Source organism: Bradyrhizobium amphicarpaeae (assembly GCF_002266435.3).
GTDB lineage: Bacteria > Pseudomonadota > Alphaproteobacteria > Rhizobiales > Xanthobacteraceae > Bradyrhizobium > Bradyrhizobium amphicarpaeae.
In genome coordinates, this window is record NZ_CP029426.2 from 5,201,961 (window position 1) to 5,221,827 (window position 19,867).

Genomic DNA, 19,867 nt, shown 5'->3' on the forward strand with positions numbered 1-19,867 from the left:
ACAGCAGCTGAAAGGTTACGGCGTCACCGGATTAACGGTCGGCGACGTCTTGGGTCCCGGTCGTGCCGGCTCGATCGGCGATCGCGGGTTGGTCGGGAGTACTGCGGCACCAGCGGCCCGCGCCGCTTCTCCCGTGGTCGCAAACATCGCGACATGGGCTGACTGGGTCTTCGCACGGTTCCACGGGCCGTGATCGACAATCAGCATCGCGGCGATCGTCACGCCAGCCACGATCAGCGCGATCACACCGGGATGGCGGAGAGCGGCAGAGACGGAGCTCGCAAAACGAATATTTGTCATCGAAGAATCCGCTGTTGTTCTTACTCAGGTTAATTCAATGGCGCCCTTTCCGGTTCCCCACCTCCTCAAGCAAGTTCCAGCACGGGGCGGATTCTCTTGCGGCGCTCGGACGCCCCTGTCAGCCGATTCACTCGCCCGGAGCGATCGCGTTGCTCGGCGTCTGCCGGTCGGTGATCTGCTGGCCGAACAGGCTGCCGATCAGTTCGACGGCGGTACGCGCGGTGCGGCCACGCTCGTCCAGGAACGGATTGAGCTCGACGATGTCGACCGATCCCACCACGCCGGAATCGTGCAACAGCTCCATGATCAGGTGTGCCTCGCGATAGGTCGCTCCACCCGGCACCGTGGTGCCGACGCCAGGCGCCACGCACGGGTCGAGGAAGTCGACGTCGAAACTGACATGCAGCACACCGTTGCTCGCCTTGACCCGCTCGATGACGCGCCGGGTCAATACGGCAACGCCGAACTCGTCGATCTGGCGCATGTCGACCACCCTGATCCGGCGCGCGCGCATCAATTCCTTTTCGAGCTTGTCGATCGAACGCGCGCCGAACAGATCGAGCCTGTCGGGCGTAATCGAAGCGCGCGGATCGTCGCCGAGCAGGCCGTCGAGGCCGGGCTCGCCGCACAGGAACGCAGCCGACATGCCGTGCATGTTCGCGGTCATCGTCGTCTCCGGCGTGTTGTAGTCGGCATGGGCATCGAGCCAGAGCACGAACAGCTCGCGTCCCCGCTCCTGCCAATGACGCGCCATGGCATTGACCGATCCCATCGACAGCGTGTGATCGCCGCCGAGGAAGATCGGCAGCGCGCCGGTTTGCGCGATCTCATGGCCGCGTTGGCTCAGAACGCGCGTCCAGCGCTGGATCTCGCGGTAATGATTGGCCCTTTCCGGTGGCCTGTCGGAGAGATCCCCCATTTCGGCCACGGAAAGATCGCCGTAGTCGACGACCTCGAAATCCAGGCTTTCGAGCAGTGTCGCAAGGCCCGCAGTGCGTAGCGCCGCCGGGCCCATCAAGGTGCCGCGCTGCGAAGCCCCCATGTCGATGGGAGCGCCCAGCAAGGCGATGCGCCGGGCTCGATCCGTCGGGGTTCGATCGGTCACGGCTGTCTCCTGACGTCAACAAGGTCCAGTCAGCCTAACAGAGATTCGCGCCCGTCGTTTCACGGGTGCGCTTGGCCCGGCCGGAACCAAATCCCGCGCGCTGAATTGCTTATCCAAGGCCGGCACCCGCCGTGGACTTACGGCGCCTCTCGCGGATAGCCAAAGGTCGTCAGACCCGCTGTTCTAAACGAGCGCTCGCGCGGATAGCCAAAGGTGTCGGCCTCCATTCTCACGCTTGGAGACCGCGCTTGAGCACCGAGATACCGCAGTCAGATCACCAACCCGGCATGGCCGAGCGCGCCATCGATACAGCGGCGGACGTCTCCCGCACGATTGGTGAAGTGGCCGGAGGCCTGCATTCAGCAGTCGGCCGCCTGACCTCGGCCGTCGAGGAATCGCGCAAACCTGGAGGGACTCTCGCGACCGTCTCAGCGATCGCGCGCGAAGCGCCGCTTGCCAGCCTGTTCGTGGCGTTCCTCTTCGGCATGGCGATCGCGCGGCGGAGGTAGCTGTCCGGTGGCCGCCCTCGCCGCGAGAACGTCTCCCATCAGGCATGTCGCCCCCCCGGAGGCTATGCCGCCACTCTTGCCTACGACGGAGCCGGCGACGCAAGCCTTCGTCAGTTACGTTCGCGATGTCGCCAGTGCTCTCGCTTAGCACAGGCGACACGTCACCAAGGCGGATCGCCTAACTATCAACTTATACGTCCGCCGTGGCAGTACACCGTTGAGCACCCGACCGCGTCGGTCTACCGCGGATAATGACACCACAAAGCGGTGGCCATGTTCGGCTAAGGGCCAATAGGCGCCACGGACCGCATCGACAAAAGGAAAAAAGCCGCCGACTGAGCCATCTGCGCCGGAAGTTTGTAGCAATTGGGGGCCGCAAATAGCGGCCCAGCCTCAGACGGCGGTCGCGGATTTCGCTTTAGGTGGAGTGATCCCGGTAATAATCTCGACCGTGTTCGCGAGATTGTTGAAGGAGGTTTTGAAGGCGTCCCGGCTTTCCTTCATCGTCTGGAGGATTACACCGGCCTGTTCTATTTGATGATCCTTCAAAGCGAACACAGGAACGTTGTATTTCTGCGATTGAGCGATAAGGGAGTTGAAATCAGCAATATTAATCAGATTGAACGGTGTGTCCCCCGGGGAACCCGCTGTGAAATCTGCAACTGACACAGACATATTGTTAGTTGTCATGGCAGGAACAAACTCAGTCAAGACAGTCTGTTTGATAACGTTGATCCATTGTTGAAACGACTGCGCGGGGCTCCCAGAGCGAGGACGATATCGCTGCGAGATGATCCCGGCAAATTTCGGCGGAGCCGCCGGAAATGGGTAGAGCAACGAAGGATCTCGGAACGGTTGGACAGCCGAATTCCACCGCGGCAAAACCCGCGAAAGGGAAGAAATGGCCTGATTGCAGTAGTAGTCTGGCGAGGTCGGAACGATGAAATAATCGCTTCCCATCAGAAAACATTGATTGAGCGCGCCAACGCTGGGGCTCATATCGACGATGACTGCATCAAGTTTGTATTCTTCGGCAGTCATCCTAAGCAGCGCGCTTATGGCGCCTGGGATGTTCTTCAGGGCGGGGATGGCCGTGCTAGTCGAAAGGGCAACAGAGATCTGCGTTTCATTTTCTGCCAAATCAATATTGCCGACAAGCAAGTATAAGTTTGGGTGCAGGGTGGTCGTAATGTGTGCAGAGACAAGAGGTTGCCCGGTTGACTTAAATATTGGTGCCAAGCAGTTGCTAATGTTAGCGTTCGGGTACTTCTTGTAAAACTCACTGAAATCGCTGACACCATTAAATCCTACAACCGTCCCGGTTAGGTTGCACTGGGGGTCTCCGTCGACGATCAAGACTTTCTTGCCCCGATCCGCCATGGCCCAACCGAGATTAAACGCAGTTGTAGTCTTGCTAACGCCGCCCTTATGATTGAATAATGAAATGATTGGAGCCATGTACGACCGCCATTTGTGGTTGTGAACCACTTCGGTATAGGCGGGAGTCGTCCGTAAAACCAGATCGATGCTCATTTATTCACCCCTCATTTCGTAGCACAAGATTGAGACGTGTCGAGGAGTGGCCTGACGACCTGCGAGTGACCTGATTTGGCCCGTAACCTGCGCCGCATGAGAAGTTAGAAAATCCCAGAACTAAGAATGAACCGCCGGCTGCACATCCAGGGTCCGTTTAGGGTCAGAAGCGGGAACGCTCCGACCGATCAAAAGATTTCTGCTCTTCTCATAACCTGACATTCTCTTGAGAACACAAAGCCTACAGCACGGAACGTCTCAGCAATAAGAAAGCCCGCGGCACCCCGCGGGCTTTCTCAGTTCAAGTGTTGGATACTCGACTGAGCATCCGCATATTGCGTCGCTCCTCGCCTTCCGGCGTGTCCGCTTTGGGCGGCGGGTCAAGCACCGCCGCGGGGCTCTCAGGCCTATACGCAAGCGCCTCCGCGATCCACTTCGGCCATTTCGGTTCTGGGCTCTGCTCAGGAGGCGATTGAAGCAGCCTTTGGAGTATGTCGCTCATGCCTCCTCCTGTGAATTCAGCCAACGCTCTTCATAGGCTGCTTCGGAATCGCAAACGGCGCCGAGGCTTCCGAGAACGCTGATCGGCACGCGCTGCACGCTCTCCTCGATATGCGCTTCCATCCTCACCTTATCGCCGGGATGAACGATAACCCGCTCGATGCGGTGGACAAGCTCCAGGGGCTTGCCGTCTTCGCCGGCAACCGGCTGCAATGCCTTGCCCCAGCCGCGATCGAAAATGATGCTGGCGGCCGAGACCCGTGCATGGGCGGGAGCTTCCTTGTCGCGCATGATCTGCACGAGGGTTCGCATGCCGAGGGCTGTATGCGTCCGCGCCAAGGACTTGATTTCGGTTAACGTGCGTTGCTTCACCGCTCGGCGAGCGGCTGCCCTCGCGAGGGCGTTCTGGGACAGCAGGTTAACATTCACTGGGTCGGTCATCTGGAAAATTCCTTCAAGTCACTTATGTGTTCAGGAATCGAGACGCAAAAAACCCGCGGCGGAAAACTCCGGCGCGGGCGCAACAAACAAACTGGTCTCGATGATACTATTCTGCCGGTGTTTTGCCCGACGTGTCAAACGCCAATCGGCGGTGTGTAAGAGCTAAGCGGCCCGCGCAGGGGAAGCGGCAGTTGAATGGCAAAAGGTCGCGTAGCGTTGGCTTCGACGAAAGCCTGCAAGGCCGGCGTGATCTCGTTACTTGCGGCCACCGCCTCTGCAAGCTCATCTGCGATCTCGCTGGTCGCATCGCGCGAATGGCCCTCGATCGCATTGAACACCACGATCCGGACCGGATAGGTGTATTGGCCCGAAAGCAGATCGCGAATGATGGTCTTGCGATCGGTGTCCTGCTCGTCAGTCTCGCGCCATGAGCAGCCTGCCCGCGCGCCAAAATCCTCAAGCACTAGATAAATGTCGCGGTCGAGGCGATCTGTCGGGGCAATCGAAGGCGATGGACGCATGCACTTACTCCGAAACTACGCAATTGCGGAGACACGGCCCCGGCATCGCAGGGGGGCTGGGGTATGGCCGGGGCCGCTCCGCCAGCTCGGCGGCGAGCCAGCAACGACTCAAATCAGGGCGGTTGCTGCAGTTCCCGAGGTACGGAGAATCTTGATGCACCACGTAAGAAAGCCGGTCGCTGACGCGACCGGCTGGGATCTCAGGGCTTAGCGGGCCCTTCAATATGACCAGACGATATCATCGTCAGGGTTGGCGGGTCGCTCCCGGTGAACCGGGGATTTGCCCTCCAAACTTGGACGAGCCCGTGCCACTTACGCTGGTCGGACCGGCGGCCGTCCCGTTCGGGTCGCTGCGTGCCGCCGAACGTCCCGGTCCGTGCATCATGTTCATGGACTTGGACCAGCCATGATGATGATGCCGCTTCGACGAGTGCGCCGAGGCATATCCGGACGAGCCTGCTAACAAAATTGCCAAACCAAGTGCCGCTGCTTTCATGAACGTATCCTCCTTTGGGAAGAACTCACCTTCCCGTGCGCGTTCCTTTTGACCCCAGCTTACGCTCAACCTTCTTCCGGCTGCTGCCTACCTTCTTGACCGCCTTCTTCACGGCAGAGGCGGAGCGACCCGTCTTCTTAGCCTCATAGCTCACTTCGTATTTCTGTCCGCCCGCCACACGCGCGCGATCCTGCTTGCGACCGCGAGCGGTCTGCTTCTTCGCTTTAGCCATGTTGCACCTCCATGCGCTGCTAAAACCGCAGAGGATTCAGTTGGTTCCAAAAACCTGTTCGCAGCAGTCGGCGAGCCGGAACGAATCCCGGCACAAGGATTCGAATCAAAGAGTTTGTTGTGTGTGGAGTTGTTTGGTGGCGTCCCTGCGTCAACGGAAGTCCCCGGCGATCGGCGTCAAGGCGCACTTCCCGGGTTTTATCGAGCCGGCTCTGGCATCCTCTATCGAGAGGGTGCCATCCGGCCAAAGGTGGATTCACGAAATCAAGTTCGACGGCTACCGCGTTCAGGTGCACTTGGCCAACGAGGCCGTCACTGTCTACACGCGCCGCGGCTACGACTGGACGAAGCGTTTCAAGAAGGTTGCCGCCGATGCCTGGCACATCAAGGCAGGCTCGGCGATTATCGACGGCGAAGTTGTCGTTCCGGCCGCCGATGGCACAACCGACTTTTCGGTGCTGCAAAACGAGCTCAAGGGCAACTCTTCCAAAATCGTTCTCGTCGCTTTTGACCTGCTTTATCTCAATGGGCGCGACATTCGCAGCCTGCCGCTGGTGCAGCGCAAGGCCGAGCTGAAGAAGATCATCGCCGGGACCGACGTGCAGTTCAGCGAGAGCTTCGAACTCGAAGGCCGCGAGATGTTCGCGCATGCCTGCAAGGTCGGCCTTGAGGGCGTCGTCTCCAAGGTTCGCGACAGCGTTTATGCCAGCGGGCGCGGCCACAATTGGACCAAGACGACCTGCGCACAGCGGGAGACGCTGACCATCGCCGGCTTCGCGCTTGATGAGGGCAAGTGGGACGGCATGTATCTTGGCCGCCGCAAAGGTGATGACCTCATCTACGCCGGCAAGGTCGACCACGGCTTCGACAAGACGTCAGCGACCGAACTTCAGAAACGGCTGGAACCTCTGCGGCGCAGAACCCAGCCTTATGCCAAACGTATCGCGCACAAAGGCATCTGGGTTGAACCCAAGCTGCTCGCGGAGATCGAGTACCGGGCCAAGTCGGCGGAGGGAAAAGTGCGGCATCCATTCTTCAAGGGATTGAGAGAGGACCTATGACGGACAGCAGCGCCTGCATTCTTCAGGATCTCTATGACAGTGAAATCAACTTTACGATCATCACCTTTTGGGATGCCGGCTTTGAGATCAAACTCGGGGACGAACTGAACGGCTTTGCAGCCACGGGAAGGGTGAATAATTTTTCCGAGGCCGTCGAGTGGCTTCGAATCCGTACTCTCGAACAATATCCGGAAAGTGGATTTGCGAAAGCCCACCGGCGATCACCATGACCTGTCGATTGTCTCCGCGCTTGCATTGATTGCAACGGCACCGGCCGGCATTGGTGAGCACCCTCGTGCTCTTCGTTTTCCACAGCCACGACCGACAGTAGCTCGCCGCCCCAAAGCGCCACTAGGAATCGATAATTTGCCAACGTTGTTGGCTCATGGCTCTTATCGTCGAATGTCCACGAAGTCGCGCCAATACCTCTTCGGCATTCAGATCCAGATGTCCGCCGAGCGCGCCAAGGAGGCTCGCAAGGAGGCCGACAAGCTAGCCTGTATGGCTTGGAACGAGCGGATGCTCGGCTACAAGGGTCCTGCCCAGCCTTCGCCAACCATCGGCGACGCGATCAACGGCGGATATCTGTATCTTGAGGTTCGCTGTCTTGGCTGCGACACTAATCAAGCCGTCCCGCTCGATATCATTCGGCGTCCGAAGACGACGCCGGTGCACGAACTCGAACGCTACATGCGCTGCAAGGACTGCTCGCAAGTGCGGGGCTATCCCTACAAGCGCAGCGCGCTTGTGGCGCTGAGGCTAACGAAGATTTCAGTCGGTCAACCGCCCTCCACATGGTGGCCGGGCGAGCGATAGGTGCTGAAGCACCATTCACTATCCCCGACACGTTACCTTGTCGGGACCGCGCGCCGACATATCCACAGCCATTCATAAAATAAAACGTAATGAAATCAAATAGATAATTAACTCGGTGATTTTCTGTTGTTTTTTTATGCCTTGCGCGGTGTCCTGACATGATCTAAGTTGCGTCTACAACGCGAGAGCCCTATTTATTCCGCATGAGCGATAACCACACTCTTAAAGCAATTGAGGAAGAAGAGGCTCGCCTTCGCGAGCGTCTGGAAAAGCTCGCAGCTTTCAAGAAGCTTGCGCAGGAGCTGAATATTTCACTTCCTGGAGTCTCAGTTGCCGCGCCGTCGACAACGGGCGCTCCTGTACAAGCGAGGGCTCCCGCTCTTCCTTGGCAAGTAGCGCCCTCCCAAAGCTACGACGGTACATTTGGCGGTCTTATAGACTCTTACCTAACTCACAAGGACTCTTCGTATCGCAAGCTGAAGCACACGGTTCAGAAGCACTACGAGCGTTCGTTCCGTCGAATGAAAAATGAAATCGGCAGCGATGTAGTCTCCGAGTTCACAGCTCAGCGTATTCAATCCATCTACGATAGCAGTTGGGCCGCTGGCGGTAAGATCGCCATGGGCCACGACATGATCGCCAAGCTTCGTTTACTGTGCACCTTTGGATCAACGGTGCTGAACGACGACGCTTCGAGTCGATTGAGCGCGATTATGGGGAACATGAGATTCGCCAAGGCGGCGAGCTCGGGTTCACAGCGCCTGACGATTGATCATGCCAGGGCGATCAAAGCTACTGCACGAGAGCATTTTGGCTGGGATTCTATCGCGCTTGCTCAAGCAATTCAGTTTCATTTCCCGAAGCTCCGTCAGTCAGACGTGATCGGCGAGTGGGTGCCTCTTAGCGATCCTACACCTTCCGACATTGTTCGCGGCAACGAGAAGTGGGTGCGCGGTCTTCGGTGGTCGGAAGTCGATGAGAATCTGATCTTGCGACGAAAAGTTACGGTCGGGCGCGACCAAAGGGATATGGAGTTCAACCTAAAGCGCGCCGGCCTCGTCGCAGAAGAGATCAACCGGGTGCCACTTTCGCGCCGTGTCGGTCCAATGATCGTGTGCGAATTTAGCGGTTTGCCATGGTCGGGAAATGAGTATCGACGCAAGTGGCGCAAGGTTGCCGATAAGGCTGGCGTGCCGAAGGATGTGAAGAACGCCGAGATACGAAAATCGGCGGACTCCTCAGAGTCCGATGAAGTCGAAGGGACATTCGAGTGAAAGCGCGATACAGGGCTTCGCTAAAGATAAGGCCATGACTTCTTGGCGGAAGTCATGGCCCCGAGCAGTTCCGCGGTCGGCGGCTCCGGCCTATTCACCCTGCCTTGGCGGTGCAGAGAAAGAAGAGGTGTTCAGTGCGGTTTGTCGACCGAGCGTTATTAGCCCAAGTGGATTGAGGTTCTTCCCCGGCGTAGCTCAGTGGACAGAGCACCCGTCTGCTAAACGGGAGGTCACGGGTCCGAACCCCGTCGCCGGGGCCACCTCAAGATAGCAAACACCTTTGATTTCGCAAGAGATTTCAAGCGCTTCAACGCCGCAAGAGCAGGCATACGCACTCTTTTCGTAGGAGCGTCTAGACGCCCTCGCTGACTATTGGAGGAGCGCGGTCCGTGAAATTGGCCACGGGATGTCGCTTACCAATATCCCTGCATTCGGGGTGCTGGAACTAACCCCCAGGCGAAGCCGGCCCCCTCAGGCGGCGCTGGCAGCCCCGAGCTCAGCCGCCAGGAATTGCTTTTCGAATGCCGCGGCAGGCATCGGACGGCCGAAGAAATAGCCCTGCCCTTCCTCGCATCCCATGCTGACCAGGAAGTCGGCGGTCGCGCGGTCCTCGATGCCTTCCGCCACCACGGTGAGACCGAGCTGCTTGCTGAGGCCGATGGTCGAACCGACGATCGCCGCGTCGTCGGAATTCGAGAGCAGGCCGGACACGAACGACCGGTCGATCTTGAGCCCGTCGAGCGGAAACTTCTTCAGATAGCTCAGGCTCGCGTAACCAGTGCCGAAATCGTCGAACAGGATGCGGACGCCGAGTTGCTGAATGCGCTTGAACATGTCGAGCACGCGGCCTTCGTCATTGAGCAGGATGTCTTCGGTCACCTCGATTTCGAGCAGCGACGGTGTAAGCCCCGTCGATTCTAGCAACGTCGCAACCGAGTGCGCGAGATCGCCGGAGTGGAGCTGCGACGGCGACAGGTTGATCGCGACGCGCACGCCGCTGCCTGCAAGCTCCCAGTCGCGCGCCTGACGGCAGGCCGTCTCCATCACCCAGTTCGCGATCCGCTCCGACAGTGCCGAGGTGTTGACCACCGGCATGAACTCTCCGGGCGAGACGTAGCCGCGCACGGGGTGCTTCCAGCGGATGAGCGCTTCGGCGCCGACAAGGCTGCCGTCGATGAGACGAACCTGGGGCTGGTAGAACAGCTCGAACTCGCCGCGATCCGCAGCCAGCGCCAACTCGCTCTCCAGCGTCAGCCGGCTCTCCAGTTCCTGCCTGATCGCAGCCTCGAAGATCACATGGCTGCCGCGCCGCGTCATCTTTGCCTTGCTCAGCGCCAGATGACCATTGCTGAGAAGTTCGTCGGCGCCGTGTCCGCCTTCGCCATAGACCGCGACGCCGATGCTGATCCTGACGCGATGCTGCCGCGTGCCCGTCGCGAGCGGCGTCTCGAATGCACGCCCGATCCGCTCAGCGAATGTCACGATCGGCTCGTTGCCATCTGCCGCTTCGCGCGCAATGGCGAATTCATCTCCGCTGAGCCGCGCGACGATAGCCCCATCTCCGGCCAGCTCCTCCAGGCGAACGGCAACCGCCTGCAGCACCAGGTCTCCCGCCGAATGCCCCAGCATGTCGTTGATGCTCTGGAAGCCGTCGAGCCCGATGACGAGCAACGCGACCTCGCGAGGCTGTCGCTCCGCGTTCGCTATCATGCCGACCAGGCTGGCATGCAGCGTGTTGCGATTGGCAAGTCCGGTGAGCGCGTCATGCTCGGCAAGATATTTGACGCGTTCGGCTTCGCGCTTGCGGACCGAGATGTCGCGCAGGATCGCGCCGTATTGGAAACCTTCCGTTCCCTGCCAGCCCGAGAAGCTCGCCTCGACGGGGAAGGTTTCACCATTCTTGCGCCGGCCCTCGAACTCGACGACGACCGCCCCGCCAGGAACAAGGAGCGCTTGGCGCGCGGCGTCATGCATGGACGTCCCAGCATCACCGTCCGCCGGCACGGCGCACAGCGTTTCGAACGGACGGCCGATCATCTCTGCCGGGACGTAGCCGAAGATGGCGCTCGCGCCGGGATTCCAGACCGTGATCCGGTGATCCTCGTCGGTGCAGACGAGACCGTCACCAAGCGACATCGCGATGCGGTGAAAGCGGCTCTCGGCGATGCGTCCCAGGAGACCACGGAAATCGATCTCGTCCAGCGCAATCGCGGTCAGATAAGCGACGATCGCGATGTGGAACAGCGATGTGTCGATGACGAGCGACCATCTTGCCTGCACGAGGGCTGCGACGATCTCGATAGCCGCCCCGACGGCGACCAGGACTGCGACGCGAATTCCCGGCGCGAGGCGGCGCCACGAATACAGCATCAGCAGGCAGATCACGCCGAGGCCCAGGATCATGGCGATATCGGACGTCCAGCGCAGCGTCCGGTTCTGGAGGATCGATTCTGCGGCCAGCGCCTGGAGGACCGGCCCCGAGACGATCTTGCCGTTGGGAACGCTGAAGCGGTCACCGAGCTCGAGCGCGGTGGCCCCGACGATGATCTTCTTGCCTCTCACCCTGTCAAGAGCAGCAGCATCGCCGTGCAGCACGTCGACATAGGAGACAACAGGAATGGAGGCCGCACGAATGCTGAAATCGATCAGGAAGGGCGGCCGGCGGTTGGCGTCCCGCCCGGCCAGCACGACGGCCATCGACGGCATCAGGGCATCGCCGAGCTTCTCGCCAAACGGATAGCGGCGAACGAGTCCGTCCGATTCGACTGCGACGTTGACGACCGCCGGCCACGACTGGTTGCCGAACGATTTCAGGGGACGATTGATGTGGGCCGCACCGCCATTCGGCGTCGGCTGCTTGAAGGACGGCAGGATCGTCGAACCGCCGGCCTCGCGAAGGGCCTGGACGAAGGCCTCGTCCGAAGCCGGATCCGAGGGTGTGCTGAAATCGACGTCGAAGGCGATATCCCCCGCTCCCGCCGCCTCGAGCCTGTGCAAGAGCTCCGCGTGGAGCCGGCGCGGCCAGGGCCACACCCCGATCTGATCGATGGACGGCGCGTCGATAGCCACCACGACGACATTGCCGCTGGCCGCACGCGATTGCCAGCTGAACCGTAGGTCGGTGAGCGCGTTGCGAAGCGCACCATGCCATCCCGTGGACAGCACGATCGCAAGCGCGATCGCGACGAGAATATGCGGCCGATAGCGTTTCACCCGATCCTCCCGCGCACCCGCTTCTGCAGGTGCGTCCCTCGTCCCCTAGGAAATCGCCTCAGCGTCTGCCGTAGGCGTGGCCATGGCCGTTGCTGCCGTTACCGCCGCCGTTCCCATTGCCGTTGCCGTTGTTGCCCCTGCCGTTACCGGTGGCACCGCTATTGCCGTTCCCGTTACCGTTGTTGCCGTTACCGCTATTGCCGTTGTTGCCGCCGGAGTTTCCGGGGCTGTCGCTGGATGCACCTGATGCCGCTGCGGCGATCGCCGCACTCGCAGCCGATGCGCTGCTGCCCGCCGCTGCCGCACCGCTCGTCGTTGCCGCAGTCTGGACGGAGCTGTTGGATGCCGGGGTATTCGATGTGCCGTCGCTCCAGACCGTCCCGGAACCGGCGTTGGCATTGGCGTTGCGCACCTGTCCAGGAGCGACCGTGCCGCGGGCGAGCCCATTGGTGACCTTGTGGACATTCAGCTTGACCTCGCCGAGCGAGCTTGAGATGCGCACGACGCCGCCTTTGGAAACATGACCTCCGGCCGCCTGATGCGATGCCTTCGGCACGCCAGCCGCCTTGGTCCCCTTGTCGATCGGACCGAGCGCATGGATCGCATGGCCGCTCGCGGCATTGCGCGGTGCTGACAGGCCCGATTTCGGCACGGGGATTCGCTCGATTGTCGAGGCGCGCGGCTTGCCGTATTCGATCGGATTGAAGGTCCCTGCACCGCTCAAGCTGAGACCGGGCTTGCCGTGCTCAAAGACCGTGGCCGCCTGACCCGGCATGACCTGAGCGATCTGTCCCGTCTTGAAGTCGGAGACTTCGACCTGGCCGCGGAGCACCCCGACCTTGGTGCTGCCAGCCCCCACCGTGACGCTGAACTGCGTTCCCTTGACCACGGCGGCGAGATAGGGCGTCTCGACCTCGAAATGCTTGACGTTGCGCTTCTCGACCTCGAGCAGGATCGATCCCGCCTGCTGGATGATGGTGGTCGAGAGCCCCTCCTTCTTCTCGGCCGGCAAGCCGACCACGGAGTTGGGCGAGATCAGAATGCTTTCCTCGCCGCGGACGATCAGCACCCGGCCATTGCGCCCGGTGCGGATGGTATTGCCGGGCTTGAGCGTCGCTTCCTGGTTCAGCGACACCTGTTGCGCGCCGTCGGTCGCGACCCACACCTCACCAGTGGCCTTGCTGACCGACCAGACGCCATCCTCCGCCGCGAACGCACCGAAAGACGTACCAAGGGTCAGCGCCACCACGAAGGCACACCGCATTCCAATACTGCCAAGCATGACGATCCTCAGTCCGCGTTACAGCCGGATATGAGGAGTATCCGAAACCACTCAAGAGAGGATTAGCGGGAAGCAGCCAGCGCGAAGGCTGCCTTAACCAATCATTGACCATAAAAAACTATGAAAAATCATGCGGCTAACGAAGCCTTACCGTTCCATCCGAAAATCTCCGTCAAACTACGGGGACAGGCTGGCCGCGCGGGCTGAGAAGCGTCATCGCGTTACCGCGCTGGTCCTGTTGGCACCGCTTGTCGCGGGTATTCCTGAGGCCTTCGCCCAACAGGCGAACCAGCCGGGCTTCGATCCGCGCCAGCCCGAGAAATATTTCGATAACCAAACCGAGCGGGAATCGCTGGGCCAGCCTCCGGTTCAGCTTCCGAGCGTCGGACAGCCGAACACCGGCGGGGATACGAGGCCGCAATTCGTGCTGCGGGGCGTCACCGTCAGCGGCGCCCATGCCGTCTCCCAGGATCGTATCGCCACGGTCTATCAGCCCTATCTCGGCAAGCGGGTTTCGCAGGCGGATCTCGCTGCGATCGCCGGCGCGATCAGCGAGCTCTACCGCGCCGACGGATTCCATCTGAGCCGGGCCATCGTGCCGCCGCAGGACATTGCCGGTGGCCGCGTCCGGATCCAGGTGATCGAAGGCGCCATCGTGCAGGCCGAGCTGAAAGGCGACGGCGCGGAACAGTTCGGCGTAAGGCCGATGCTCGGACCGATCCTAGCCGAGCAGCCGTCGCGCCTGCCGACACTCGAACGTCAGCTCTTCCTCATCAACGGCAGGCCGGGCGTCCGGATCACCGATACTGCGCTGGAGGAGATCGGTGGTGCGACCGGCCGCTTCCGCCTCATCGTCTATCTGAAGACCTGGCACGTCTTCTCGTCGTTCGGCCTGGACAATCTCGGGTCTTCGTCGGTAGGCCCGTGGCAGACCTACGCGACCGGCGCCTTCAACTCCTACCTCACGCCTGGAGACGCGCTGGCAGTCAACCTGTCGACGATTGCCAACGACCCGCGCCAGCTCGGGTTCACGCGTCTATCCTACGACGCGCCGGTCTGCATCGACGGTCTGCGCCTCGGCGGGTCGGTGCTGTACAGCGCGGTCAGGCCGGGCGATGCCCGCCGCCTCGACAGCGACATCACCACGACCGAGGCGTTCGAGCTGCGGGCCAGCATCGTCCCGCTCCAGTCGCAATCTTCCACGCTCACGCTGACTGCGGCGACGACCCTCAGCAACGTGTCCGAGCACGACCTTTACGGTCCCTGGTACAACGACCATATCAGGACCGCGAGCCTGACCGCGGACTACCGGCTGCAGGATCGCTTCGGCGGTACCAATCTTGCGACGCTGACCTACCGCCATGGCCTCGACATCTTCGGCGCCTCGCATTTCGACGACGACCTGCTGTCGCGCGACGGCGCCTCCTCGAACTTCTCGGTGCTGAACCTCTGGTTCACGCGCTACCAGACACTCAACGATGCCTGGTCGCTCAAGCTCTCCGCAGCGAGCCAGACGGCATCGCGGCCGCTATTCACCTCGCAGCAATTCTATCTCGGCGGCGCGGCCTTCGGCCGGGGCTATGGCGCAGCCGAGATCAGCGGCGACAACGGCCTTGCCGGCTCGCTCGAACTGCGCTTCGACCAGAAGCTCAATTTCCGCTACTGGACCGGCTATCAGCTCTACGCCTTTGGCGACGCTGGTGCAGTCTGGAACGACGGTTACCGCCTGAGCGACGGCCTGTCGCTCACATCGGCTGGAGCCGGTGTCCGCTTCTTTATGCCAGACGATCTCCAGGCCGACCTCGGCGTGGCCATGCCGCTGAGCTACCGGGCGCAGGACAACGAGCGCCGCAGCCCGCGCTTCCTGTTCACCCTGTCGAGCGCATTCCGGCTCTGCCCCGAACGCGGCAAGTCCGGCTGTCTCTAGTTGGCCCGTGGTTCGCGGGTGGGCGCGACTTGCGGCTCTTTTGCGGCCTTGCTCACAGACTTGCCGAAATTTAATCCGGTAGCCTGGTCACGGACGCTCGATCCGGGAGTTACCAATGGCCATGTTCAGCAGAACGTGATTTGGGACGAGACGAATGAAGCGGGTGCTTTCAGTCCTGGCGTTTCTCTGCGTCCTCGGCGTCGGGCAATATTTCGTCGTCAGCCGGTTCGCGATCCGCCACGAAACTTTGGCCCTGTACGACGCCGCCCGGCAGCGGCCGATCTCGGTCGACATGGCGGTGCGGCGTGATTACGAGACCAAGGCCAATCTCGGCCTCTGGAAACTCCCGCTCGCCATCATCAGCAACGGCAACACCGTCAAGGCCACCGAATACTCCTTCCTCGCCAATGTGCTCGCCGCACGGGGCTATCTGGTTGCCAGTATCCAGCAGGACCTGCCGAGCGATCCGCCGTTGATGACCCATGTCGGTCAGCCATATGTCGGCCGCCGCGAGGTCTATATCCGCTGCGAAGCCAACATTCTTTTCGTGCTGGACCAGCTAAAGAGGCAGCAGGAGAACGTCGATTACGACCACGTCACCCTTGTCGGCCATTCCAACGGCGGCGATGTCTCCATGTATGTGGCCCATCAGCACCCGGAGCTGGTGTCGAAGGTGATCACGCTCGACAATCTGCGGGTGCCTTTCGTGCTCAGTGACGGCATGAAGATCCTGTCGTTCCGGTCGAAGGACCCCCATTTCGTGACCGATCCCGGCGTGCTGCCGACGCCGGAAGAGGCCAAGGCGCGCGGTATCGACATCGTCCATACCGGCGCGCAGCACACGGAAATGAGCGATCGTGGCCCCAACTCGGTCAAGGAAAAGATCCAGGAGACGCTCGACCGCTTCCTGCGTGACAGCGCCAGCAGCGCGCTCGCGCCGGCTGATACGAAGAGCCCGATGATCATGAACCCAGGCGACTATTAGCCGGGATCGCTTTGCGGCAGATCAAGGTGGCTCCGAGGCGCCAGGATAGAAAGGCAAATGGCCTCGGAGAGACACGTGTCCAACTATATCGAAAGCCTTGAACCGAAAGGTCTCGATACGAGAAGTCTCGTTACGAAGAATCTTGGCCTGCCCGCGGCGAGAATGCCGGCATTCGCTCGACATCTCTATCGTTCGGTCCGCAAGCTGCTGCGGTCGATCATCGCTCGCCTTGATCTCTCGCAATTTCCCGGATCGTGCTGCGGATAGCATGGCGGTCGCCAACGAATTCATGAAGGTTGCCCTATGCGTCAGCATTTGAGACGAATTTGCCTGCTGCTAGCCGTAACCTCGGGCTTCGGCACGTCGTCCGCTCTCGCAGCCGATGCCGATCATGGTGCCGACCTCGCCAAGCGCTGGTGCGCAAGCTGCCATGTCGTCGCGAACGGCCAGACCCAGGCGAGCGCCGACGTCCCCTCCTTTGTCTCCGTTGCACGCAGACCGGACTTCAGTCCGGAAAGGCTCGCCTTCTTCCTGCTCGATCCGCACCCGAAGATGCCCAATTTTCCCTTGAGCCGGACCGAAGCCGGCGACATCGCGGCCTACATCGCATCGCTGCGCTAGAGCGGAACATCTTCAGGTTGAATCGATCGCCGCGGCTCGTTCACTGCTCCCGATTGCGAGATAGGTCGGCATAGGACGGCAACGAGGCCGTTAGGTGGCCCGTCATCGACCTTGGGTGCGCACGCAGAGACTCAGGACTTCCCCTTGCCCGGCTGCATGAGACTGCCGGTCATCTGGCGCATGTGATCTCCGGCGCTGGTGAACTGGCTGCGCAGGAAGTCGGACTGGATTCGCATCGCTTCCTGGAGGTCGGTGGCATGAACCAGCTTGCGCGCATGCTCGAAGGCCGACTTCATGTTCTGCTCGGTGAAAACCAGCGCCTGCTTCGACACGTCCGTCCCCGCTCCTGGAACCGACGACATCGATTTGGTGGCGGCCTCGAAAAACATGCCGAATGCTTTTTCCGCCTGATCAATTGTCTTCTCGGCCAGGTCGCGCAGTTCGGCCGGAACTTCGAGCTTCGGTTCGATCATGGTCGCACTCCCTTCGTTTTCCCAATTGAATACCACACTTGCCGGACCGCCTTCCAGCGGCCAGGCTCGGGGACACCAGGTTTGAGGGACGTCGCCGGCGGTCCAGCTCCGGCGTGGAAACGAACGGGAAAATGAAAGAGGGGGCGTGAAGCCAGCGCGCGGCCGGCTCAGGACAAGGGGGGCTCTGGAAGAGCCTCTTCGGTGGCGAGGTCTTCGACCAGCTTGATGACCTCGAAACGCTGTCGCGGCGCGAGCTTCAGAAACGCGCGAAGCAAGCGCAGGCTTTCGACCGTGCCGCTCGCGGGCGCGCCGACCTTGAGGTGCAGTTCAGCCGCGAAATTGAGGTTTTTCATCTCGCACCTATTCACAAGCATCGGCTTCGTGAGCCACTCAAGAACCGAACGCCATAACTAGAGGCCATAACGGGACACGCCATTCGGGACCCAGGGCGACGAACTCCCGGCCGGGTGGCCTCGGAGGGTTGGCACGCCGAACGATATGTCCAAACGGTCGCTTCAACCATAGGGTTGCAATTATGCCAAGGAACAACCCCTCCGGCAAGCCCAACAATGGCTGTAGTGATGCTTCGTCTGCATCGCGCCACGGCAATTCCGGATAACAGGTATATCGACCTCCGTCACCCACCTGCGTCAAGAAGCGGCATCAATCACGCACACGGCCCGGATCTCTGTCAATCGGGACAAACGTTTCTGCCTGTTTCCAATATGAACGGACATTGGCGACGAATTGGCGCCTCTCCAGCCCATACACGTAATTGTTGAGTTTTGCCTTGGCGGTTGTATCAGCACGAGATGAAGATCGATCCGGCAGCCGATCTCCAACATCCAGACCCCGGCGCGACTGTCGCCTCGGAATTCATCCGGTCCTGATATGTCTCCGCCCGTGAACCCTTGTCCGTGACCGAACGACCAAGCCGTTGCGACACGGCCACGCGGACAACGGGCGCCATGGCTGAAAACTCTTCAATTCGGGCGCGCCACAGCACCAAAGGACGACGGCATGCTTTCTCGCTGCGATCTCATCAAGGGCGCCGCGGTCGCGCTTCTTACCCTCTCGACACAAGGCGCATGGGCGCAGGAGACCAAGATGAACCTGTTCAAGATCGTCACCATCAAGGACGAAATCGTCGTCGGTTTGTCGGCGGAGGAGCTTCAGGCGCTCGGCGGCAATGATGCGAGCGCGGTTGCGCACGCGCTGGCGCAGAAGGGCGATCTCACGGTCTGGCAATATAACGTGCATCGCGGCTCGAACGGTGAGTTGCAGCAGGCGCCGACCGCCAGAATCGGGCTCCTGGCCAACGCCTCGCTCCGCGTCGAGCCTTATACGACACCTTACCAGATTGTGCCGCATCCGTGAGCGGCAGACTGGCACGCCCGCGGCCAGGACCGCAGGCGCGCCGTTGTCATCTGCGCCGCCCTGCGCGCGGTGTCCCCGTTTCCGTCGCAAAGCCGTAGATCAACGCCAGCCGGTCCAGGCACTCGCGAAAGCGTCGCGCGAAATAGTCGTTCCAGCGCTGGGTACGGACGGCACGACGCTGCCCGATCTGATCCATGGTCAGGCCCAGCACCAGCACGTCATGCACCAGCGCCGCGCCGTCGGTGCCGAGTTCGCGCTCGATCTGGTTCAGCCGCAGCACCGCCTGTCGCTGGCTCTCGGTGACCGGCTCGCGCGTGCGCGCGCCATCGACATGTTCGCGGGTCGGGTCCATCGCCTGGGGACCCCGCTCCGCTCTCTCCCAATCGTTCTGGAAGGCGCGCCCGCCGAGGTATTGCGCCTCGTCGATCTGGTGGTGTGCGTGCAGCCGTCCCAGTGGATCGCCACGGATCGACCGGATCGCCACGATCTTCTCGCCAGCATCGAGCGCCAGCGGATTGTCGACCTCGACCTCCGCCACTTCGGCATTGAACGGTACGTCGCGGGACCGCCTGTCGTATATCTGCGCCAATTTGTAGGACTTGTTGCGTCGGGCACGAGCCACCTGGATACTCCTTGCGAAATTGACCATGGAAAGGCTGAGAGTTCAGGCCGCGACGACCAGCTTCAGCACGATGGGACCGGGGATACGGGCGGACGCAGCCCCGGAGCGACGCGTCAGGCCCGCATGCGGCGCGCAATAGCTGGAGCCCGGCTGGCGCGGATGGCCGCAGAAGGCGATCTCCTCCCCCTCCTTGTCGCCGCCATAGGGATAGCGGCAGTCGGCCGGCTCGAGTTCGACCAGTTGGATCAAACGCGGCTGGACGCCGACGCAGCGCAGCTTCAGCCGCGCCGCAGGCTTCATTGCGGACTTCGGCGGCACGTTCAGGTTCGGGTGCACCGCTCGGCGCGGCGAAACCGGAGCCTCACCCGGCAAGTATGGCGCGACTGATGGGCTGACGATCCATTCCGGAATGACGAGCCCGAGCCGCTTGGCGCGGCCGATCACCGCATTGCGCGTGTAAGCCGTTCCAAACTTTGCGTTAATCTGCCTTCCGATCTCCGCATAAGACATGCCCTTGAGAAAATAGTCGCGAAGCGCGTCGGAGTGCTCCGACGGCCAATGGCCCGGTTCCATGCTGCT

The 19,867-nt window shown here is 61.2% G+C and carries 22 protein-coding genes and 1 tRNA gene; 11 read left to right on the forward strand and 12 right to left on the reverse strand.

Going from position 1 to position 19,867, the window contains the following annotated elements:
* Window positions 1-15 precede the first annotated feature (15 nt).
* Together CIT40_RS24505 and rocF are read right to left on the reverse strand one after the other, a co-directional pair.
* Entirely contained in the window at window positions 16-300 is a 285-nt protein-coding gene (locus tag CIT40_RS24505) for a hypothetical protein (protein ID WP_094891316.1), read from the reverse strand.
* A 127-nt stretch (window positions 301-427) separates the two neighbouring features.
* Window positions 428-1,405, reverse strand: a complete 978-nt coding sequence (gene rocF / locus CIT40_RS24510) for an arginase (RefSeq protein WP_094891315.1) — start codon at window positions 1,403-1,405, stop codon at window positions 428-430.
* 248 nt (window positions 1,406-1,653) lie between these two features.
* Between rocF and CIT40_RS24515 the strand changes: the two genes are divergently transcribed.
* Window positions 1,654-1,914, forward strand: a complete 261-nt coding sequence (locus CIT40_RS24515) for a hypothetical protein (protein WP_094891314.1) — start codon at window positions 1,654-1,656, stop codon at window positions 1,912-1,914.
* Window positions 1,915-2,307: 393 nt separating this feature from the next.
* Here the strand turns inward: CIT40_RS24515 and CIT40_RS24520 are convergent, their stop codons facing one another.
* From CIT40_RS24520 to CIT40_RS24535, 4 genes are all read right to left on the reverse strand, one after another.
* Window positions 2,308-3,447, reverse strand: a complete 1,140-nt coding sequence (locus tag CIT40_RS24520) for a ParA family protein (protein WP_202975462.1) — start codon at window positions 3,445-3,447, stop codon at window positions 2,308-2,310.
* Window positions 3,448-3,945: 498 nt separating this feature from the next.
* On the reverse strand, window positions 3,946-4,389 hold the full coding sequence (locus CIT40_RS24525) for a hypothetical protein (protein ID WP_334265214.1): 444 nt from the start codon (window positions 4,387-4,389) through the stop codon (window positions 3,946-3,948).
* A 134-nt stretch (window positions 4,390-4,523) separates the two neighbouring features.
* A complete protein-coding gene (locus CIT40_RS24530; protein ID WP_094891313.1) occupies window positions 4,524-4,910 on the reverse strand; it encodes a hypothetical protein in 387 nt (128 codons plus the stop codon).
* Window positions 4,911-5,431: 521 nt separating this feature from the next.
* Window positions 5,432-5,638, reverse strand: coding sequence for a DUF3606 domain-containing protein (locus CIT40_RS24535; RefSeq protein ID WP_094891312.1), 207 nt, complete (start codon window positions 5,636-5,638; stop codon window positions 5,432-5,434).
* Window positions 5,639-5,774: 136 nt separating this feature from the next.
* On the opposite strand from CIT40_RS24535, the gene ligD reads away from it, so the two are divergent.
* The 5 genes from ligD (at window position 5,775) to CIT40_RS24560 (ending at window position 9,048) form a co-directional block, all read left to right on the forward strand.
* On the forward strand, window positions 5,775-6,698 hold the full coding sequence (gene ligD, locus CIT40_RS24540) for a non-homologous end-joining DNA ligase (protein ID WP_162307656.1): 924 nt from the start codon (window positions 5,775-5,777) through the stop codon (window positions 6,696-6,698).
* The gene (locus CIT40_RS24545) at window positions 6,695-6,928 is read left to right on the forward strand and encodes a hypothetical protein (protein WP_094891311.1); all 234 of its coding nucleotides are present in this window, start codon (window positions 6,695-6,697) and stop codon (window positions 6,926-6,928) included. The genes ligD and CIT40_RS24545 overlap by 4 nt, the downstream gene beginning before the upstream one ends.
* A gap of 172 nt (window positions 6,929-7,100) precedes the next feature.
* Window positions 7,101-7,514, forward strand: a complete 414-nt coding sequence (locus CIT40_RS24550) for a hypothetical protein (RefSeq protein ID WP_094891310.1) — start codon at window positions 7,101-7,103, stop codon at window positions 7,512-7,514.
* Between the two features lie 203 nt (window positions 7,515-7,717).
* A complete protein-coding gene (locus tag CIT40_RS24555) occupies window positions 7,718-8,788 on the forward strand; it encodes a hypothetical protein (protein ID WP_148667226.1) in 1,071 nt (356 codons plus the stop codon).
* A gap of 184 nt (window positions 8,789-8,972) precedes the next feature.
* Window positions 8,973-9,048 (forward strand) — tRNA-Ser (locus tag CIT40_RS24560).
* A 211-nt stretch (window positions 9,049-9,259) separates the two neighbouring features.
* Here CIT40_RS24560 and CIT40_RS24565 read toward each other — a convergent pair.
* Both CIT40_RS24565 and CIT40_RS24570 read right to left on the reverse strand, forming a co-directional pair.
* On the reverse strand, window positions 9,260-12,001 hold the full coding sequence (locus CIT40_RS24565; protein ID WP_094891308.1) for an EAL domain-containing protein: 2,742 nt from the start codon (window positions 11,999-12,001) through the stop codon (window positions 9,260-9,262).
* 58 nt (window positions 12,002-12,059) lie between these two features.
* The gene (locus CIT40_RS24570; protein ID WP_094891307.1) at window positions 12,060-13,283 is read right to left on the reverse strand and encodes a FecR domain-containing protein; all 1,224 of its coding nucleotides are present in this window, start codon (window positions 13,281-13,283) and stop codon (window positions 12,060-12,062) included.
* Window positions 13,284-13,413: 130 nt separating this feature from the next.
* On the opposite strand from CIT40_RS24570, the gene CIT40_RS24575 reads away from it, so the two are divergent.
* From CIT40_RS24575 to CIT40_RS24590, 4 genes are all read left to right on the forward strand, one after another.
* The gene (locus CIT40_RS24575) at window positions 13,414-15,210 is read left to right on the forward strand and encodes a ShlB/FhaC/HecB family hemolysin secretion/activation protein (protein ID WP_094891306.1); all 1,797 of its coding nucleotides are present in this window, start codon (window positions 13,414-13,416) and stop codon (window positions 15,208-15,210) included.
* A 154-nt stretch (window positions 15,211-15,364) separates the two neighbouring features.
* The gene (locus CIT40_RS24580; RefSeq protein WP_094891305.1) at window positions 15,365-16,195 is read left to right on the forward strand and encodes an alpha/beta fold hydrolase; all 831 of its coding nucleotides are present in this window, start codon (window positions 15,365-15,367) and stop codon (window positions 16,193-16,195) included.
* A 75-nt stretch (window positions 16,196-16,270) separates the two neighbouring features.
* The gene (locus CIT40_RS24585) at window positions 16,271-16,462 is read left to right on the forward strand and encodes a hypothetical protein (protein WP_148667227.1); all 192 of its coding nucleotides are present in this window, start codon (window positions 16,271-16,273) and stop codon (window positions 16,460-16,462) included.
* A gap of 36 nt (window positions 16,463-16,498) precedes the next feature.
* Complete coding sequence (locus tag CIT40_RS24590) at window positions 16,499-16,816, forward strand: c-type cytochrome (protein ID WP_094891304.1); 318 nt, start codon at window positions 16,499-16,501, stop codon at window positions 16,814-16,816.
* A 131-nt stretch (window positions 16,817-16,947) separates the two neighbouring features.
* On the opposite strand, the gene CIT40_RS24595 is transcribed toward CIT40_RS24590, so the two are convergent.
* A complete protein-coding gene (locus CIT40_RS24595; RefSeq protein WP_094891303.1) occupies window positions 16,948-17,289 on the reverse strand; it encodes a phasin in 342 nt (113 codons plus the stop codon).
* Between the two features lie 167 nt (window positions 17,290-17,456).
* Complete coding sequence (locus tag CIT40_RS24600) at window positions 17,457-17,642, reverse strand: hypothetical protein (RefSeq protein WP_094891302.1); 186 nt, start codon at window positions 17,640-17,642, stop codon at window positions 17,457-17,459.
* Between the two features lie 667 nt (window positions 17,643-18,309).
* Here CIT40_RS24600 and CIT40_RS24605 point away from each other — a divergent pair.
* On the forward strand, window positions 18,310-18,666 hold the full coding sequence (locus CIT40_RS24605; protein WP_094891301.1) for a hypothetical protein: 357 nt from the start codon (window positions 18,310-18,312) through the stop codon (window positions 18,664-18,666).
* Window positions 18,667-18,712: 46 nt separating this feature from the next.
* On the opposite strand, the gene CIT40_RS24610 is transcribed toward CIT40_RS24605, so the two are convergent.
* Both CIT40_RS24610 and CIT40_RS24615 read right to left on the reverse strand, forming a co-directional pair.
* Complete coding sequence (locus CIT40_RS24610; RefSeq protein ID WP_094891628.1) at window positions 18,713-19,288, reverse strand: hypothetical protein; 576 nt, start codon at window positions 19,286-19,288, stop codon at window positions 18,713-18,715.
* 42 nt (window positions 19,289-19,330) lie between these two features.
* Window positions 19,331-19,861 (reverse strand): GcrA family cell cycle regulator, encoded by a 531-nt coding sequence (locus CIT40_RS24615; protein ID WP_094891300.1) that lies wholly within the window; start codon window positions 19,859-19,861, stop codon window positions 19,331-19,333.
* Between the last annotated feature and the right edge of the window lie 6 nt (window positions 19,862-19,867).

Coding starts and splice junctions, on each gene's coding strand:
- CIT40_RS24545 (WP_094891311.1), top strand. CDS start 6,695: ATGACGGACAGCAGCGCCTGCATTCTTCAGGATCTCTATGACAGTGAA.
- CIT40_RS24590 (WP_094891304.1), top strand. CDS start 16,499: ATGCGTCAGCATTTGAGACGAATTTGCCTGCTGCTAGCCGTAACCTCG.
- CIT40_RS24580 (WP_094891305.1), top strand. CDS start 15,365: ATGAAGCGGGTGCTTTCAGTCCTGGCGTTTCTCTGCGTCCTCGGCGTC.
- CIT40_RS24505 (WP_094891316.1), bottom strand. CDS start 300: ATGACAAATATTCGTTTTGCGAGCTCCGTCTCTGCCGCTCTCCGCCAT.
- CIT40_RS24575 (WP_094891306.1), top strand. CDS start 13,414: ATGCGGCTAACGAAGCCTTACCGTTCCATCCGAAAATCTCCGTCAAAC.
- CIT40_RS24615 (WP_094891300.1), bottom strand. CDS start 19,861: ATGGAACCGGGCCATTGGCCGTCGGAGCACTCCGACGCGCTTCGCGAC.
- CIT40_RS24595 (WP_094891303.1), bottom strand. CDS start 17,289: ATGATCGAACCGAAGCTCGAAGTTCCGGCCGAACTGCGCGACCTGGCC.
- CIT40_RS24550 (WP_094891310.1), top strand. CDS start 7,101: ATGTCCACGAAGTCGCGCCAATACCTCTTCGGCATTCAGATCCAGATG.
- CIT40_RS24525 (WP_334265214.1), bottom strand. CDS start 4,389: ATGACCGACCCAGTGAATGTTAACCTGCTGTCCCAGAACGCCCTCGCG.
- CIT40_RS24555 (WP_148667226.1), top strand. CDS start 7,718: ATGAGCGATAACCACACTCTTAAAGCAATTGAGGAAGAAGAGGCTCGC.
- CIT40_RS24520 (WP_202975462.1), bottom strand. CDS start 3,447: ATGAGCATCGATCTGGTTTTACGGACGACTCCCGCCTATACCGAAGTG.
- CIT40_RS24600 (WP_094891302.1), bottom strand. CDS start 17,642: ATGAAAAACCTCAATTTCGCGGCTGAACTGCACCTCAAGGTCGGCGCG.
- CIT40_RS24605 (WP_094891301.1), top strand. CDS start 18,310: ATGCTTTCTCGCTGCGATCTCATCAAGGGCGCCGCGGTCGCGCTTCTT.
- CIT40_RS24535 (WP_094891312.1), bottom strand. CDS start 5,638: ATGGCTAAAGCGAAGAAGCAGACCGCTCGCGGTCGCAAGCAGGATCGC.
- CIT40_RS24530 (WP_094891313.1), bottom strand. CDS start 4,910: ATGCGTCCATCGCCTTCGATTGCCCCGACAGATCGCCTCGACCGCGAC.
- CIT40_RS24570 (WP_094891307.1), bottom strand. CDS start 13,283: ATGCTTGGCAGTATTGGAATGCGGTGTGCCTTCGTGGTGGCGCTGACC.